Origin of the sequence: Paenibacillus sp. SZ31 (assembly GCF_012912005.1) — a bacterium.
Taxonomy (GTDB): domain Bacteria; phylum Bacillota; class Bacilli; order Paenibacillales; family Paenibacillaceae; genus Paenibacillus.
This window is the reverse complement of the sequence record NZ_JABBEA010000012.1, coordinates 171,649-188,703: the sequence shown is the minus strand read 5'-3', so window position 1 is coordinate 188,703 and position 17,055 is coordinate 171,649. Positions and strand designations below refer to the sequence as shown.

At 46.6% G+C, this 17,055-nt stretch carries 15 protein-coding genes; all 15 read right to left on the bottom strand.

Features of this window, described 5'->3' with window-relative positions; all coding sequences use genetic code 11:
* Positions 1 to 4 precede the first annotated feature (4 nt).
* The gene (locus HF638_RS21150; RefSeq protein ID WP_169481932.1) at positions 5 to 952 is read right to left on the bottom strand and encodes a helix-turn-helix transcriptional regulator; all 948 of its coding nucleotides are present in this window, start codon (positions 950 to 952) and stop codon (positions 5 to 7) included.
* 336 nt (positions 953 to 1,288) lie between these two features.
* A complete protein-coding gene (locus HF638_RS21145) occupies positions 1,289 to 1,717 on the bottom strand; it encodes a hypothetical protein (RefSeq protein WP_169481931.1) in 429 nt (142 codons plus the stop codon).
* A 212-nt stretch (positions 1,718 to 1,929) separates the two neighbouring features.
* Positions 1,930 to 2,685 (bottom strand): phosphate ABC transporter ATP-binding protein PstB, encoded by a 756-nt coding sequence (gene pstB / locus HF638_RS21140; RefSeq protein WP_169481930.1) that lies wholly within the window; start codon positions 2,683 to 2,685, stop codon positions 1,930 to 1,932.
* 98 nt (positions 2,686 to 2,783) lie between these two features.
* The gene (gene pstA / locus HF638_RS21135) at positions 2,784 to 3,695 is read right to left on the bottom strand and encodes a phosphate ABC transporter permease PstA (protein ID WP_169481929.1); all 912 of its coding nucleotides are present in this window, start codon (positions 3,693 to 3,695) and stop codon (positions 2,784 to 2,786) included.
* Positions 3,692 to 4,660 carry a phosphate ABC transporter permease subunit PstC gene (gene pstC, locus HF638_RS21130; RefSeq protein WP_169481928.1) on the bottom strand — a complete coding sequence of 323 codons (969 nt, stop codon included), beginning with the start codon at positions 4,658 to 4,660 and terminating at the stop codon, positions 3,692 to 3,694. Before pstC ends, pstA begins: the two co-directional genes overlap by 4 nt.
* Before the next feature lie 105 nt (positions 4,661 to 4,765).
* Entirely contained in the window at positions 4,766 to 5,629 is an 864-nt protein-coding gene (locus HF638_RS21125) for a phosphate ABC transporter substrate-binding protein (RefSeq protein WP_169481927.1), read from the bottom strand.
* A gap of 72 nt (positions 5,630 to 5,701) precedes the next feature.
* On the bottom strand, positions 5,702 to 7,102 hold the full coding sequence (locus HF638_RS21120; RefSeq protein ID WP_248278219.1) for a stalk domain-containing protein: 1,401 nt from the start codon (positions 7,100 to 7,102) through the stop codon (positions 5,702 to 5,704).
* Positions 7,103 to 7,404: 302 nt separating this feature from the next.
* Positions 7,405 to 8,232: a sugar phosphate isomerase/epimerase family protein gene (locus HF638_RS21115; RefSeq protein ID WP_169481926.1), complete on the bottom strand. Its 828-nt coding sequence runs from the start codon at positions 8,230 to 8,232 to the stop codon at positions 7,405 to 7,407.
* 146 nt (positions 8,233 to 8,378) lie between these two features.
* A complete protein-coding gene (locus HF638_RS21110) occupies positions 8,379 to 9,701 on the bottom strand; it encodes an LLM class flavin-dependent oxidoreductase (RefSeq protein ID WP_169481925.1) in 1,323 nt (440 codons plus the stop codon).
* A 71-nt stretch (positions 9,702 to 9,772) separates the two neighbouring features.
* The gene (locus HF638_RS21105) at positions 9,773 to 11,005 is read right to left on the bottom strand and encodes an MFS transporter (protein ID WP_169481924.1); all 1,233 of its coding nucleotides are present in this window, start codon (positions 11,003 to 11,005) and stop codon (positions 9,773 to 9,775) included.
* A 375-nt stretch (positions 11,006 to 11,380) separates the two neighbouring features.
* Positions 11,381 to 11,821, bottom strand: a complete 441-nt coding sequence (locus HF638_RS21100; RefSeq protein WP_169481923.1) for a GNAT family N-acetyltransferase — start codon at positions 11,819 to 11,821, stop codon at positions 11,381 to 11,383.
* A gap of 251 nt (positions 11,822 to 12,072) precedes the next feature.
* Positions 12,073 to 12,972 (bottom strand): ROK family protein, encoded by a 900-nt coding sequence (locus HF638_RS21095; protein ID WP_169481922.1) that lies wholly within the window; start codon positions 12,970 to 12,972, stop codon positions 12,073 to 12,075.
* A 28-nt stretch (positions 12,973 to 13,000) separates the two neighbouring features.
* Complete coding sequence (locus HF638_RS21090) at positions 13,001 to 14,473, bottom strand: glycoside hydrolase family 32 protein (RefSeq protein ID WP_169481921.1); 1,473 nt, start codon at positions 14,471 to 14,473, stop codon at positions 13,001 to 13,003.
* A gap of 22 nt (positions 14,474 to 14,495) precedes the next feature.
* On the bottom strand, positions 14,496 to 16,109 hold the full coding sequence (locus HF638_RS21085; protein ID WP_169481920.1) for an ABC transporter substrate-binding protein: 1,614 nt from the start codon (positions 16,107 to 16,109) through the stop codon (positions 14,496 to 14,498).
* A gap of 52 nt (positions 16,110 to 16,161) precedes the next feature.
* Positions 16,162 to 17,043: a carbohydrate ABC transporter permease gene (locus tag HF638_RS21080; protein ID WP_091027870.1), complete on the bottom strand. Its 882-nt coding sequence runs from the start codon at positions 17,041 to 17,043 to the stop codon at positions 16,162 to 16,164.
* Positions 17,044 to 17,055: the final 12 nt, after the last annotated feature.

Sequence of the window (17,055 nt, the reverse complement as noted above, 5' to 3'; positions counted from 1 at the left end):
TATGTCAGTAGTGTTTTAAGATGTTTTTGGCTACTTCCTGCATTCGGAAGCGTAGAGACTCCGGCTCCAAGACCTCGATATCTCCACCCCAGCCAAGTAAATAATGCAAGATTTCTTCCGGGTAGCGGACACGAAAATGAAAAATGACACCTTCCTCTCGCTCCTCAAATGCATCCATATAAAAATGCAGGGCCTCCATAACTTTGTCAGCAATTTCAGGTTTTGCTCTGATTAATACTTGTTCGTTACGGTCGTTAGGAGGTCGATAACTGTTTAGATCAAAATCCGGTGGCAAAAGGAATTGATCCTCCAGCACGCAAAGTTCAGTCATGCGTGACAAACGAAAATGACGAATGTCTTGTCGCATATCACAACGTGCGATTAACACCCAATTCTCCTGAACCAGTGAGAGGCCATATGGAGAAACTTCTCGCATGTTATACCGATTGCCATCCGTTCCCGGCATTTTTTTCAGGTACATAAAGCTGACTTTACGTTGCTCCAAAATGGCATTACGTATCTGGTTAAGGTATGTTTTCACCCGCACTCGGGTTAAAGGTTCAACCGTATGAAGCAGTCGCATCGTTTCTCGTACACGCGTGGATTCGTTACGAACGGATTCAGGTAAGATCGCTTCAATTTTTCGTTGAGCCGACTTAGCCTCCATCGCGTATTCTGTATCCAATCTCTGTTCGATAAAATCAGCTCCCATGAGCAGGGATACCGCTTCTTCTGCTGTGAAACTTACCGGGGGCAGAAAATACCCTTCCATGAGAGAATACCCATGACCCGGAGCTCCCATGATTGGAACGCCAGCTTCGCTTAATGCCTGAATATCTCGATATATCGTACGTACACTTGTCTCCAATTGAGCAGCTAAATCTTCTGCTCGTAGCATCTTTCTTCGCTGCAATTCAAGCGTAATCGCAAGCTGCCGCTCCGTTTTGTTCATTTTCTAAGCCCCCACCGTTTCATCATCCAAACCTAACTTATTCTATCACAGTAACTTGCCCTTTCGTTTCGTGAATAGAGCAAGGGAACGTCTTACATATCACCCAAGATGAGATAGTCTTAATTCCAAAAAAACTGATACCCCAAAAGGATATCAGTTTTTTATTTGCATAATAGTAGATTGCAGGTTGGGGCCTGTTAATCAAATAAACGTATGTACAATAAACACATACATAGATTACTGAAATTTATAATTTATAAAATATTATCCTGACTTCAATTCTATATCAATATTATTTCCAGAATATGGATGAGACATAACTTAGTTAATTTTTTCTTAACTACGACTAATGAGCCCTCGTACACATACATCCTTAAGAACATACCACAAAAACGTAACAAGAAGTTCATTTTCTTCTGACGCATACTCATGGTAATGATCGAAACTCACAATCCACTTAGCTCCAGCAGTCCGGAGATTAAACTCATTATCAAGTGATAACATACTAATTAAAGAACCAACTGAAAATAAAGGAAATATATCCTTTATTGCTACTCTTCTTCCTCCATTATAAATTATAGTCCAACTATCATATTGTTCTTCGATTGCCTCTACGACATACGTTTCATCATTATAAGGGGTAATGATGAAAAAATTATCTCCTACTCTGATTGAATATTCAACAGCATTTAGTACACTCCGAACCTCATCACTCTCATATTCAAACACTTCTTCTATTGTTAGTATATCGGAATCATATTGCATGTGTTAATCACTCCTTTGATGTAGTACTACTTCATTCGACATCTGGTGTAATTTACCTTCTTAATATCATAACAACTAAGCTTTAATACATTACATGATAAAGTCTCTTTCGCTACAAGCGCTCGTAGCTTCCCTGGAAACTGTAACATCATAAAAGCCTTTCAGATCATCTCTGAAAGGCTCGCATGGTTCCAGGATCAACTCACTTTTTCTTAACCAAATCTACCACTAATATAATCCTGCGTACGCACATCAACAGGCTCGGCGAACATGCTCTGGGTAGCGGAATATTCCACGACTTCGCCGTTCAGGAAAAACACCGTCTGCTGAGATACGCGAGCGGCTTGCTGCATGTTATGCGTGACCATCACAATGGTATAACGTTCCTTCAATTCGTGCGTCAGCTCCTCAATCTTGAAGGTGGAGACGGGATCAAGCGAGGCAGTCGCCTCATCCATCAACAGAATATCCGGCTCCACTGCCAGCGCACGTGCGATACAGAGGCGTTGTTGCTGACCTCCAGACAGGCTTAACGCGGAGCGCTTCAGATTGTCTTTTACCTCATCCCACAAGACTGCAGAACGCAGACTCTGCTCCACAATCTCATCCAACTTCTTCTTACCATGGATACCGTGCTGTTTGGGGCCGAAGGCTACATTGTCATAGATGGATTTTGGAAAAGGATTCGGTTGCTGAAAGACCATGCCGATCTTCTTGCGAAGGGTTTCCACATGAACTTCACCACTGTAAATGTCGGTTCCCCCTACGGCCACTTTACCTTCAATCCGTGTGCCGGGAATCCGGTCATTCATCCGGTTCAGCGTACGCAGCAGGGTCGATTTACCACAACCCGATGGTCCGATAAACGCAGTGATTGCCCGCTCCGGAATTTCAATGGAAACATCCTTCAGCGCTTGAAACGGACCATAATACAAATTCAATTTGTTGATCTCAATAATAGGTTGCACAAGGTGCCCTCCCGGGTTGAAATGGAATGATTTGCGGATTCAGCTTAAACAGTTAGCGTTATTCCTAGACGATACAGAGTTAAGGTATCCTCTCTTCATCACGCTTGATTTTTACGTGCATTCAGCCACAGGGGTACACGGAACAAAACATTAATGAGCAACGCCACAAAGATCAGCACAGCTGTGGTTTTCTGCGCAATTTCCTCGGCATCCGGCACAATCGCTTCCGATTGAATGTACCAGAGATGTACAGCAAGGGTTCCTCCCGGCGATAGCAAATTAAAGTCCCACATCTCCCCGGATGTAGACACCCCAGCGGTTAGAATAATGACAGCACTCTCACCGAATGCCCGGCCTGCCGTCAGGCAAATGCCTGTCATGATCCCGTTGATAGCCACCGGCAACAACACTTGGCGGATCGTCTGGAGATGCGTTGAGCCCAGCGCGAATGATCCATTGCGAAGCTCCACCGGAACCGCCCTGACGGATTCCTCTGTTACCCTGGTAAGCACAGGCAGATTCAGGAAAGCCAGACTGACGGCTGCCCCCAGAATGGTAAGACCAATTTCGAAAAACTCCACAAACAGAGCAATACCGAACAATCCGAAGATGATGGATGGCACAGAGGACAATCCCTCCACGCAAATACGAACGGTCTCGATCAGCTTATTGTTTGGTGCAAACTCTGCGAGATATATGCCTGCCGCCATACCAATAGGGATGGAGATGAGCAGGGACAGAATCAACACATAGAACGAGTTGAACAGCGCCGGGCCGATCCCTCCCCCTTCTTCAATCTCACTAGGAACACCATAGAGAAAATCCCAGCTTAGCAGAGGCAATCCTTTGTTCAGTAGCAAAAATAACAGTCCAACGATAAATAAAATGACGACAATACCGACACCCCATACCATGCCTGTAAAGAGTCGATCCATCACCATCGAGGAACTTCTCCGTTTGCCAAAAGAATAAGACGGGACGGCAGCGTTCGCCTGCTTCTTCACACTCATACGTTTCGGTCCCCTCTCTTCTGAAGCAGTCTTACAATAACGATCATCAGGATCGAAATCGCGAGCAGGATAAAGCCCATCATGTACAGAGCATGATTCCAGGTGGAGTCGAATTCGACGCTAGAGATCTGCATAACGATATTACTGGTCAGCACGGCTGTTGGGGTGAACAGACTATTCGCGAGCTGCGCGGTATTACCGATGACCATCACCACCGCCATCGTCTCACCGATCGCACGAGTCATTCCAAGAATGACCGCGTACATGATTCCGCCTTTTGCAGCAGGTAAGACGACACGAGTCACGGTCTGGAATCGGTTCGTACCGAGCGCATAGGCAGCATCACGGTATTTGTTCGGCACAGCAGATATGGCATCATCACTGATCCGGCTAATCGTGGGAAGTACCATAATGGTCAATACAATCGACGCAGCGAGTAACCCATCAGCCAGATCACGTCCGCTAATATCCCTTAGCCAGGGGATGAGGATCGTCAGTCCCAGGAAACCGTACACTACAGAGGGAATACCCACCAGCAGATCCAATACGGGCCGCAGAATATGGCGAAGCCACTTGGGCGTCATTTCAGCCAGAAATACAGCAATGATGACAGAGAGTGGAATGGCAAACAACATGGTGAGACCTGTAAGAGCCAGTGTTCCGAGGATAAAGGTCAGTGCACCATAGTGTTCATTTTCCGGGTCCCAGTTGGTGGAGAAAAAGAATTCACGCAGCGACACATCTGCAAAAGTAAGAACGCCCGTACGAAGCATGAGAATTAAGATACATAAGAGAACCAAACATACAAAGATCGTACTGCCGATGCACACCATACGAAACAGGTTATTGGACCACCTTAGACGCGCCTTACGGTTAAACCGCGTGCCCGAATCAGCGGCCTTACCAAGGCTCGTGCCAAGTTCACTGGGGGTGGGGCTGTTCGGGGATGGATTCAAATCGATCATGAAGTGCTCTTCCTTTCACATAGAGAAGCCAGCTTGCGACCATGCGCAGAAGCTGGCTATCCCTTTTCTTATGAAATGTGAGAATGACGAACGTTTGATGCTCCGTTATTTTACAGCCGCAAGCGGAATGAATTTCAGCTTTTTCAGGGAACCGTTCTGGAACTTGCTGCTTTGGATGTACTCAATGAACGCTTTGGTTGCACCGGTAGGTTGACCTTTAGTCATGTAATATCCGATACCCCAGACTTTGTACGTTTTGTTCAGAACGTTTTTCTCTGTAGGTGCCACGCCATTGATGGATACTGCCTTCATTTTGTTAGTTACATAAGGAAGGTCAATATAACCGATCGCATTCGGTGTCGTTTCGATGGTAGTTTTCATATCACCGCTGGAGCCAACTTCTTTGTAGTTATCACCTTTGCTCATGAAATCCTTACCGTCGAGCGCTTTTTGCTGGAAGTTGACCCGTGTACCGGAACCGAACTTACGGTTAACAACAACGATGTTGGCATTAGCACCGCCGACGTCTTTCCAGTTGGTCACTTTACCAGAGAAGATGTCCTGCAATTGTTTCGTGGTCAGACTGCTTACACCCACATTTGTGTTAACAACAGCCGTGAATACTGTCACTGCTACTGGATTAGCAACCATTCCATCGAATTTCTTGAAGCCAGGTACATCCTTGGATGCGTCCCAGTCCACAGCACCGATGTCGGCAATGCCTTTACGTACGGATTGAGGACCTGTGATTGAACCTGCGGCGGAAGCCGAGATTTTGACTTTTGGATTATCTTTCTTGAATTCACTTGCAGCCTGAAGAGTCAGTGGAAGCAATGCCGAGGAACCGTTGATGACAATCTTACCTTTCTCTGTGCTCTTGGCAGCGGATACCGTCGTTGCTCCTCCAAGTCCACCAATTAGGGATACAGCCATAAGCATTGCCGTGAAGGGTTTGATCCATTTTTTCATTTTTATAAACTCCTCTCGAATTATAAAATAGTTAATTATGATTACGTGCTTATCACTCTTGGATCAAAAAAATCACTTCGTAACGGCTCTCCAGCTGCCACCCGCTTGTACCAGAACTTGGCCATTCTCAATTACAGCCAATTGTGATCCGGCAACGGTAATGGAGGATACATCGGAAGATACGGTATACAGTTTGGTTTGTTTTCCTGTCACCGTGTCAACGGAAATAATGACGCTATTGCTGTCATCTTGCGCAGCCAGTACGTACAAGACGCCACCCGACAGAATCGCTTGCTCTACATCGTGAACGCCATACACCGTTGTTGCCTCCTGGGATGAATCCACAGATTGCAGCGAAGCATTGCCGTCCTCGGACGGTACACTTACGTAGTAGGCTTTCTGCCCGTCAACGGACCATACAAACACTTTGTCATCAGTTGAAGTCGTTAACTGCGTCGCTTCAGGTTTTGATATTCCGTTGTTATACGAAAATAATTGCTGTTGATTGGCTGAAAAGTCGATAGACACGTTGTCTTCATCTACATTGGTTGCATCAGAGGTAACCTTACCCAGTGTCGTTACCGTGTAGATGAATCTTTTGCCGTCCGCAGACACATTCAGGTTTTCTTTGTAATCCACCTTATCTTCAACCAGTTTCTTAATTGTTCCATCTGCCAGATTCAGACTCGCAATGACCGACCCTTTATCTCCTTGCAGGAAATAAATCGCGCTTCCGTCCGCAGACCATACCAGTTCCGGTTTGATGCTTGTGTCACTGGTAATCAATTTCGAAGCCTTTGTCTTCAGATCAATAACGTAGACGGCTCCATCCGCATTCGTATACGCCGCTTGATTGCCACTCGGGGAAACGATAAGATCCGATCCGCCATCTGTCGTTAACAACAGATCGTATTTACCACTCGTGGTATTCACGAGATAATCGGTTCGGCCACTGTCATCACTTTTGGAAACGATCAGCTTGTCTGTTCCGGCAAAACGGGGATTTTCCGCACCTTCGAACAATGCTACCGTGCTAACCTCCAGCGCTCCGCTTCTCTTGACGATTGTGCCGCCAACACTGGATACCAATGGTCGGAGCGCAACGTAGCTTGTACCTCCAATGATCGTAACCGGTTGATTCAAATTCACTTTGTTGCCATCCACCAGAAGTTGTTTCGCATTGTTCTGGAGTGTCACCGTGTGACCATTTAACTTAATCACCGTCGTTCCACGTTGTACTTCCGCTTGCGCGCCAATAGCCTTGATCACATCACGGAGCGACACAAGGGTCTCACCATTCTTCACGATGGAACGAACGACGACGCTGTTTCCGTTTATTGTAAGCGTGGAGTTTTGCACCTGAGCTGTACTAGCTGCAGGTTTCACTGCAGGAGCAGCTGATACTGCACTGACCACAGAAGTTGTTAACACTGTGGCTACCATGGACACTACTAACACCTTTTTCATTGACATTGGCTTTGGTCACCCTTCTTTTCTCCATATAATTTGCCTTGTATGCCGTGCCCTGTTGTCTGGTATTTTGCATGTATCATCAATATGAGAGCTTGTCCGCCTCATCCCCCTTAGCTTCCACGTTCATAGTAAAAATGACCTATCACGTTTGTAATTATAGGAGCGAATTGTAAACGGGAAATCTTGGATTTGTTAACGAATTGTCAATGTTTTCATATCAACACATTCATATGATTAAACACAACAAAATGACCCATACACAATGTATGGGCCTTTGCGGTCATTATATGTTTTCTCACACATTATACTGTGGCAAACACCTGATCAAACCCAGCCTTCGACTTGGAAAATAGTTCATTCGTACCAAGATTAGATGCCGGGGCCAGTACTTCCTGAGCCACCACACCATTGTAGCCAATCGCCTGCAGATTTCTCAGAAATCCACCCAGATCAATAACCCCTTCGCCGGGATACAAACGCTCATAATCCAATAATTCTTCCACCGGCAGGTCATAGGCATCATTGATATGAACATGAACAATCTGCTCTTTCTTCAGCTTCAACAGATCCTCCATCGGTAGACCATTCGTATGCCAGTGATAGGAATCTACGAGCAGGCCAACATTGGGCGCATGGATCGTTTCTATCCAGTCCAGGGTATCCTCCACACGCCAGATAAACGGATTCTTCCATTGCGTCCGCAAGTGATGGCAGCCAACAAACTCCAGCCCTAGCTTAATTCCGTAAGCGTCCAAGATATCTGCGCAGAGTCTCAAGCGTTTCGTAGCCGCTGCCATAAATTGCGCTGCCTGTTGATCCGTTGAGGGTAAAATATACGTGCAGCAGCTGTAACAGTCCAGCGAAGCAGAAGCTTCTGCCATAGCGACCAACGATTGCAATCCCTCACGAAATTGTTCATCTGTCGTCCGCCACTCCACCGTCAGACCCGATGAACCGATGATCACCTGATTACTCTCTAGCAGATGTTGTGCCTGTTCCTTGCCATACGTTTGAATCAATGAGAGCGGATTCAAATCTACAGATCCGAATCCGTGCTTGGCCGCATCTGTGATATATTGTGCATCTGACTCGATGTTTCCCAATCCCGCATTTGTTAACCCTCTAATCATCCCAATCTCCTCCTGTGACTCGTCTGGAATTGCAGATTGTTTATCGTATTCTTTATCATTTTATAATAACAGTACTCTCCGAAAAAGAAACCATAAAAAAAGAGTGGCAACAACGTTAATTTAACGTCATTACCACTCTAACTTCTCTATCTCACACGCTCTAACGTATATTGATTACGCGGAATCTCAAGACCCAGATTCTCCCTTAGCGTCTCATGTTCATACTCCGTACGGAACAGCCCTCGTTCTTGCAGAACTGGAACAACTAGCTCCACGAAATCTTCCAAGCCATTGGGCACCACGGTACGAACATTGAATCCGTCTGCCGCTTCGCCTTCAAACCATTCCTGAATCTGATCTGCGATCTGATCCGGTGTACCAATGAACGATGTGCGTGGGGTAGATGCCAGCAATGCCACTTGGCGCAGGGTCAGCCTCTGTTCTCGTGCCTGCTGCTTGATCTTGTCTGTTGTACTACGGAAGCTGTTGCTGCCGATCTCCCCAATCTCGGGGAAAGGTTCGTCCAGCGGGAACTGGGAGAAGTCGTAATGGTCGAAGTAACGTCCCAGATAATTCAGTGCGTGATCAATACTCACCAGTTCGGCAATTTCCTGATATTTCTGCTCAGCCTCTTCCGCTGTTCTACCCACAATGGGACCGATGCCAGGGAAGATCAGGATATCCGCTGCCTGACGTCCATACGCCACCGCTCTTGTCTTCACATCCCGGTAGAACTCCCTTGCTTCCTCCAGCGTCTCATGTCCTGTGTATACGGCATCCGCCGATCGGGCAGCCAGATCTTTCCCAGATTCGGATGAGCCCGCCTGGAAAATCACCGGATGACCCTGCTTCGAACGCCCCACATTAAGTGGACCCTGTACCGAGAAGTGCGTTCCCTTGTGATTCAGCGTATGTAGCTTGGCAGGATCGAAGAATACGCCCTGCTCCTTGTCTCCGACAAAGGCATCGTCCTCCCAGGAATCCCACAGGCCTTTGACCACATTCAGATGTTCTTCCGCAATTTCGTAGCGCAGCGCATGGTTGGGATGTTCGCCTTTGCCAAAGTTCAGTGCCGATCCTTCCAGAGGTGAAGTGACCACATTCCATCCGGCTCTCCCATCGCTTAATTGATCCAGTGAGGCAAACTGCCGCGCAACCGTGAAGGGTTCACTATAGGAAGTAGACAATGTAGCAACCAACCCAATGTGGGAAGTTGCCCCAGCGAGTGCGGATAGAAGCGTCAGAGGTTCGAAACGATTGAGAAAATGAGGATTGGACTTCTCGTTGATAAAGAGACCATCTGCAATAAAGAGCAGATCGAATTTCCCTTTTTCCGCGATACGTACCTGCTTCTTGTAGAATTCCAGACTAACGCTCGCGTTAATGGGAATATCCGGGTGACGCCAAAAGGAAATGCTGTTCCCCACTCCGTTCAGATTAGCTCCCAATTTCAATTGTCGTTGCGACATATATATTCCTCCCTATGTTGTGATAATGACCATTCAATTCGAGTATCCTTTTATCTCTGAGAGTCGTTCCATCATTTCTTTATGCTGTTTCCGCCAGCTTCTGCTGCTGCCATGCCTAATCCAGGTTTACCCGCCTGTTTCACATCACTAACCCTGACTGCCCAAGCCGCTCCAAGCAATACAATCCCTGTAAATAGAAAAATAAAGGGAATGCCGATCCATCCACCGAGAAAACCACCGATTAACGGCCCAAGCACGATACCGAACTGACTCGCCGTCTGACTCAGACTGACAGCCCTCCCCCGAAAGTCGTGATCAGCATATTTGATGATGAGCGCATTAAGCGCCGGATAGACCGCGGCAAAGAACAGACCATAGACAAATCGCAGGCTACCAAAATAAATCAGATTATTTGCTGTCATTTGCAGCAGACTACCAATTCCGCCGCCGAGAAGACCGATAAACAATGTTTTCTCGTACCCGATCCTCCCACCAATCTTGCCCCAGCGCGGCCCCATAATGACGGTTGCCACACCAATCGCCGAGAAGACAATACCTGCACTAAGTGTTGCACTGCCGATATCTCCGCCAATCTGGACCACATAGAGCGTCAGCACCGGCTCGATGATAAGTACGGAGGTCGAGACTAGCAGAATCAAACCGTAGATTCGCAACAAGCCGGGCGTGGAAGCCGCTCTTTTCAAATCCCCTATGATCTTCGTTGGAACGATCGTACGAGCTTGTCGTGACTCCTTAACACCGAGGACCATCAGAGCCGCGAGTAATGTAATCACAGCCGATGCAATGAAACATCCCCGCAGTCCGATCCAGTGACTCAGCACACCACCGGCAAGAGGGCCAAGAATCCCACCCGCAGCGCTGGCCGTGGAGATCACGCCAAGTGCATAACCCACATGTTTCTCCGGTGTATTGGTGCCAATCAGTGTAATTGAGGCGGGATGAAAACCAGCCATGAGTCCCTGAAAGACCCTCACCGCGATAAACGTATACGGATCGTAAACAAAGAAGTTAGCCAGATGTGCAATGCCTAGCCCAACTCCTGAACGGACCAACATCAGTTTACTGCCATATTTATCAGCCAGTGATCCCCAGAAGGGTGCACATAATCCACTGATCAGAAAGCTAATCGAGATCGAAATCCCGGACCAAGCTTCCAGGCCACTCTGGATACCGAGATCATTTTGCAGGAATATAGGAAAGAACGGAACGGACAGCGAGTACGCCATATGATTGAAAAACAGACCGAACCACAGAATATACAGATTTCGTTTCCATTGTGGCATCTTGGCATTCTCCATACTATATAATTCCTATATAAAAAGTAGGTTATTATCCATATTAGGGTACGACCAACGGAAAGTATAATAGAAAGGTTCAATAGACCCATTCAAGAATTAAATGAATGGGTCTGTTATATAACTTGAACTAAAGATTTTACACTGAACACTCCAATGACAGAACAACCTTCTAATCGCTGTTATCCCCAGATTTTTTTGATTCCCTTTTCTCAAGGGTAAAATCCGCTGATAAGCCTATGCTTACGACGTAGCTCTCTTTCAGAAAGCTCTCAGGCGAACGCTTCACTTTTCCAGGTTTTTTCTGCCCTCTCCGTTTCTGTGTAAAAGAATAGTTCAACTTATATAGATGTACAGTAAAAATTACTGCACTTGGACCGACATAAACACATCGACCTCATCTTCACTATCCAACACAAATCCAAATCGTTCATACAATCGCCGAGCAGGACTTCCCTGCAATACATTTAAAATAACCTGTTTTCCCTGAATTTCATCCTGTTCCAACAGCATATTCAATACCTGAGTTCCTATTCTCTGGCCCTGATAATCGGGATGTATGTAGAAATGTTCCAATAGATATGCCTCAGACTTGGGCTTCAACGCTACACAACCTACCATTGAACCCTCCACTTCAATAATACGTGTGTGAGCAGGATCGAATGTATTGCGGAAACGTTCACGCACTTTCACATCATCGTACCTTCCCAGCCTGCTTAGATCATCGTATAGTACCAACGCTCGCAAATCGGCCAGTTGTTCCTGGTCTGCCTGTACAGCTTGACGTATTGTTATATGGTTCATTCGTTGAATTCCTTTCCATTGGAGACACGTTAAATTATGAATGTCATATCGGACGATAGGGATAGGACACTAAAAATCATACCTTTGGCAGCTCACTTGAGCAACATCGGATTTTAGAACACACTATATTTTTCAAACATATTTAACTCCTCAAAGAAATAAAAAAGCCCAAAAAAGGACAGTGCAGTCTAGCTTAACTAAATAAGCGAACCCGCAACCGTCCCTTTTGGGCTATATATTATTTCAGAAAACTATGAAGTATGCGAAGCTTGTGCTGCATGTTGCAATGCTTCCAGACCCAAAGCGAGTGCACCACACAGGCCTGCATGCTGGCCCAATCCAGGCTGGACAATGTACTGGTCGATATGTTGCGTGATCGGAGCTGCATTCACATAACCATTGAGATTCCGCACTACCTGCTTCCGGATCATAGGAAACAGATGATCTTGCTGCATCACACCACCGCCCAAGATGATCTTCTGTGGCGAATGAAGCAAGATAGTAGTTGTAATTGACTCCGCAATGTAAAAGGATTCGATCTCCCACGCAGGATGATCTGCCGGCAGTTCACTGCCAGGGATTTGCCAACGTGCTTCAACAGCTGGTCCTGCAGCCATCCCCTCCAGGCAATCGCCATGATACGGACATAACCCGGCAAAGTGATCGTCCGGATGGCGTCTTGTACGAATATGTCCACCCTCGGGATGTAACAATCCGTGTACTCGTTTGCCCCCTGCCACAAGTCCGACACCAACGCCTGTGCCAATCGTGTAATATACACAGTTATCCAACCCTAGCGCCGCTCCCCACGTCACTTCACCGAGCGCGGCAGCATTCACATCCGTATCCCATCCGAAAGGAACCGAAAATTCATGCTTCAAAGTTCCAACCACATCACAGTTTCCCCACCCAGGCTTAGGTGTGGTTGTAATATAACCATAGGTGGGACTATCCGGTTGCAGATCAATCGGACCAAAGGAGCCGATACCCATCGCTTCCACATCTTTATCCCTGAAATAGTCGATCACCTTGGCAAGAGTTGTCTCCGGATGTTCTGTTGGAAAGCTGATCCGATCTTCAATCTGTCCATGCTCATTTCCTACACCACATACAAACTTTGTTCCGCCCGCTTCTATGGCTCCAATACGCATCGTTCTGGACTCCTTTCCTTCATTACTATTAATCTTTAGCTTTGGTCGGTGAGATCTCATAGATATGAAGTGAAGAGAATAGCAGATCGGTATTTTCGGCATGAACAGAGATGCCTTGGCAATCCACATCCGGATAGATCAGATCCGTAATAACGGCCTGACCATCATTTGCAAATACCTCCACAGATGAATGATCTACAAAGATACGCAAACTTTGATTTCCATTCACCTCTTTTAACTCAGCTGTATGGCGGCCCAGGAAATGTTCATGAAAATCGACGATGCCCGATCGACTACGATCAACGTACACTTCACTTCGGATCGAGTCTACACCAACGACCGTCTCGTGATCTGCGCCGCTTCTTAGTGCAAAATGGAACGACTGATTCGGAGTCCACTCTGCACGGATCTCATAGTTCACTAGTTGCAAAGCGTTCAACTGTTCACTCACTTGCTGAATCGAAGCATCCTGTTGGGACAATACTGGCGTACGGGCTTGCTCAAGTTCACGTGCAGGACGTTGAATCAATATAACTTCTCCCGCTCTTGTCTCCAGTGTCAACTCCCGGGCAATGGTCATTGCTCCACGGTAATTATTGGTTGGCGTCTGGTTGGCGTACATCCAGTTGCTCATCCAGCCGATAATGAGGCGTCTTCCATCTTCCTCAGGAACGTCAGACCAACTAACTCCTGCGTAGTTATCCCGACCATAATCAATCCAGCGAACCGTATGAGATGCCTCGTCTGGGACAAATGTAGTTCCATCAAAATCTCCGGTAAAATATTGTGTTCTGGAGCCTTCAATAAAAGCAGGATCTGCACCGATGCTAACGAGCATCACCCATTTCTCCTGCCCTGAATCTCCATCCACTGGAAGGGGGAACAGGTCCGGGCATTCCCACACGCCATCGTGTGAACCAATCCCGGCGCCGAATTCACTACCAATCGTCCAATCCTTCAGATTTGGAGAACGATACAGACATACCGTTTGACCACAAGCGATAACCATAACCCATTCCTTGGTCTGCTCATGCCAGAACACTTTCGGATCACGGAAATCGACAAAAGACTCATGCTTTAATACCGGATTACCCTCGTATTTAGTCCAAGTTCTGCCGTTGTCTTTGCTATACGCGAGACTCTGGGTTTGTATGGCATCCTGGTCTTTAACTTCAAGATGGTGGGTGAAAATAGCAACCAATCCTGGCTCATCCTCAAAGAATCCGGTCGTATTATTCCAATCCACTATGGCGCTTCCGGAGAATATAGTGCCATTCTCATCTGGGAACAAGGCTAACGGAAGTTCCTCCCAGGAGATCAGGTCCCTGCTCACTGCATGGCCCCAATGCATGGGGCCCCATGTGGTTCCATGTGGGTGATGCTGATAGAACAAGTGATACTCACCTTTGAAAAATACCATGCCATTTGGATCGTTGATCCAATTTTCTTTTGGTGTAAAATGATAGACGCCTCTGTGATCCTGATTAAGTATGGTTGACATGATGTTCTCTCCCTCATTTATCTTATTTAGTATTACGGTCATATCCCGCTTGTTTAATCTGAAGCCATTCTTGCAACCCAAGACGATCCAGCTCTTTCAGATAAGCATCCCATTCCTGATCGACTTTCCCGTTCTGATACCATTCCGTACGCAGACGCAGCACGTAGGCGAATAGATCCGTCTCAATCGTGGACAATCGATCCAGTTCATCAATAGAGAAGAACACACTTGGATACACGTTCTCCGCTTTCATATGCGGAACCATAACCTTATCAAGAAGTTCCATGCGCCAAGCTGCATCTTCCGGTTTGGTTGTGTATTTGTCATAGTAACTGTCGAGAATGGCCAATGGTCCGGCAATACTGGTCTTTTGTCTGAGTTCCACAGGTGCAGAACCTTCCAGTGGAAGATGCTTCAGCATGCCCTTGGCTTCATCGAATTCAAAAATATTTTGCTGACTCTCATCTCCGTAAGTGCCCCAGTTGTTCTGTACAGATTGGAGTGGATCGTACAATTGGTCAACCCACTTCGCTGTGGATTCCAGGTTTTTATTGCTGCTGGTAATGACCATGCGACCACGATCAAGACCGATGCCATTCGTTCTTGTGACATTGACCTCTCCGCTAGGTCCAGCAACCGGAGGAAGAACATCATACGTATCATTCATGCCTGTAATGTTGGCCTTATCCCAAGTGAAGTACATGCCGTACTTGTCATCCTTGCCTTTCGCAAGATATGTGTTCCAATCCTGTTGATACGATTCCACATCCACGAGACCTTCCTGAACCAGTTCATGAATGTATTTAACCGCTTCCTTGTAACCCGTATCAGCTGCTGTAAAGACCACTTTTCCTTCATCCGTTACCACGGTATGATCCCAGTTCTCCCCGAGTCCAAATGCCGCAAAGAGAAATGTCAGATCTTCTCCGCCCGGCTTGTTAATGAAAGAAAGCGGAATTTCGTCAGCCTTGCCATTGCCGTTCGGGTCTTGGGTTTTGAACGCGATCAGCACTTCTTTTAATTCCTCGGTTGTCTTCGGCATCTCCAGTCCGAGCTTGTTCAGCCATTCCACATTAATCCAGGGCAAGTTATCCACCGACTGAATGCGTTGTTTGCCACTGCCGAGTTCTTCAATCCACGGGAAGGAGTATATATGTCCGTCTGGAGCCGTGATCATACTCTTGTATTCGGGAGCCTCCTCCAGCACCTTTTGCAGATTGGGCATGTACTGTTCAATCATGTCTTCGAGTGGAATGATCGCCCCGTCCTTCGCCAGTTTCAGGAGATCATAATCCCCATAACCTGAATCAAAAATGGCATCCGGCAAATCACCGCTGGCTACCGCCAGATTTCTTTTTTCCGCAAACACATCACTCGTATAGTTCTTCCAGTTGATATGCACATTGGTTTTCTCTTCGAGTCGCTTGTTAATCAGCTTGTCGTTCGGATCAGCGGGAGCCAGCGGAGAGCTCTGTGTTATAAAATTCAATGTCACTTTGCCATCTGGTGATTGCGCCTCACTTGCTGCGCCGCCTCCACCCCCGCCGCAGGCGGTTAGAAAGAGCATCGCAGATAACATGGAAATGGACGCCGTTGTAACGGCTTTTCTGGACTTCTTCACTTTTTTCATAATCATGACCTCCATGTGAGTTGGATTGGAACGAACTTACTGTATTGCAGGCTGTTCACTATTTGAGGGAACCAACCATGACACCTTTTTCGAAATACTTCTGGAAGAACGGGTACATAATGATGAGTGGCAGACTCGAAATGACAATCGCTGAGTATTTAATCATCTCGGAGAGCCGTTTCAGTTCTGCCATGGCAAGCTGATCACTGATCATGCCCGGAGCAGCCTGATTCTGAATCAAAATCGAACGCAGAACGAGCTGTAACGGATGTAATTTCGGATTATCCAGATAGATCATTGCATCAAAATAGGAATTCCATTGCCCAACGAACGCATAGAGTGCGAGTACAAAAATGATGGGTTTGGACAACGGAATGACGATCTGGAAGAAAATCTTCATCTCGGAGGCGCCATCCACATTCGCGGCTTCTTTCAGTTCCCGAGGGACTCCTTTGAAAAAGGTTCTGGAGAGAATGATATTCCAGACGTTGACGGCTCCAGGAATGATGATCGCCCACACCGTATCGAGCATGCCGAGATTACGTATGAGTAGATACGTAGGGATTAATCCCCCGCCGAAGAACATCGTAATGATAAAGATAATCATGAAAAATCCGCGTCCCGCAAGCCTATCATCTGACAATGCATAGCCAGCAAATATGGAAACGGTCACGGTAATCAGTGCAAAGGAAACCGAGTACAATACCGCATTCGCAAACCCTCGGATCATGGCTGGATTGGATAATATCATCTGATAACCATCTAGACTCCAGTCGGATACATTGAAGGATAGTCCACGGTTCAATAGCACTGTGGGGTCCATGAATGAAGCGATAACAATGTAAATCAAGGGAACAACGACAACCAGTACAGCACAGGTGAGAAAGATGGCATTGAGTGTGAGAATCAATCGATCCATTCCCGTATGTTTAACAACCATGGATAATACTCC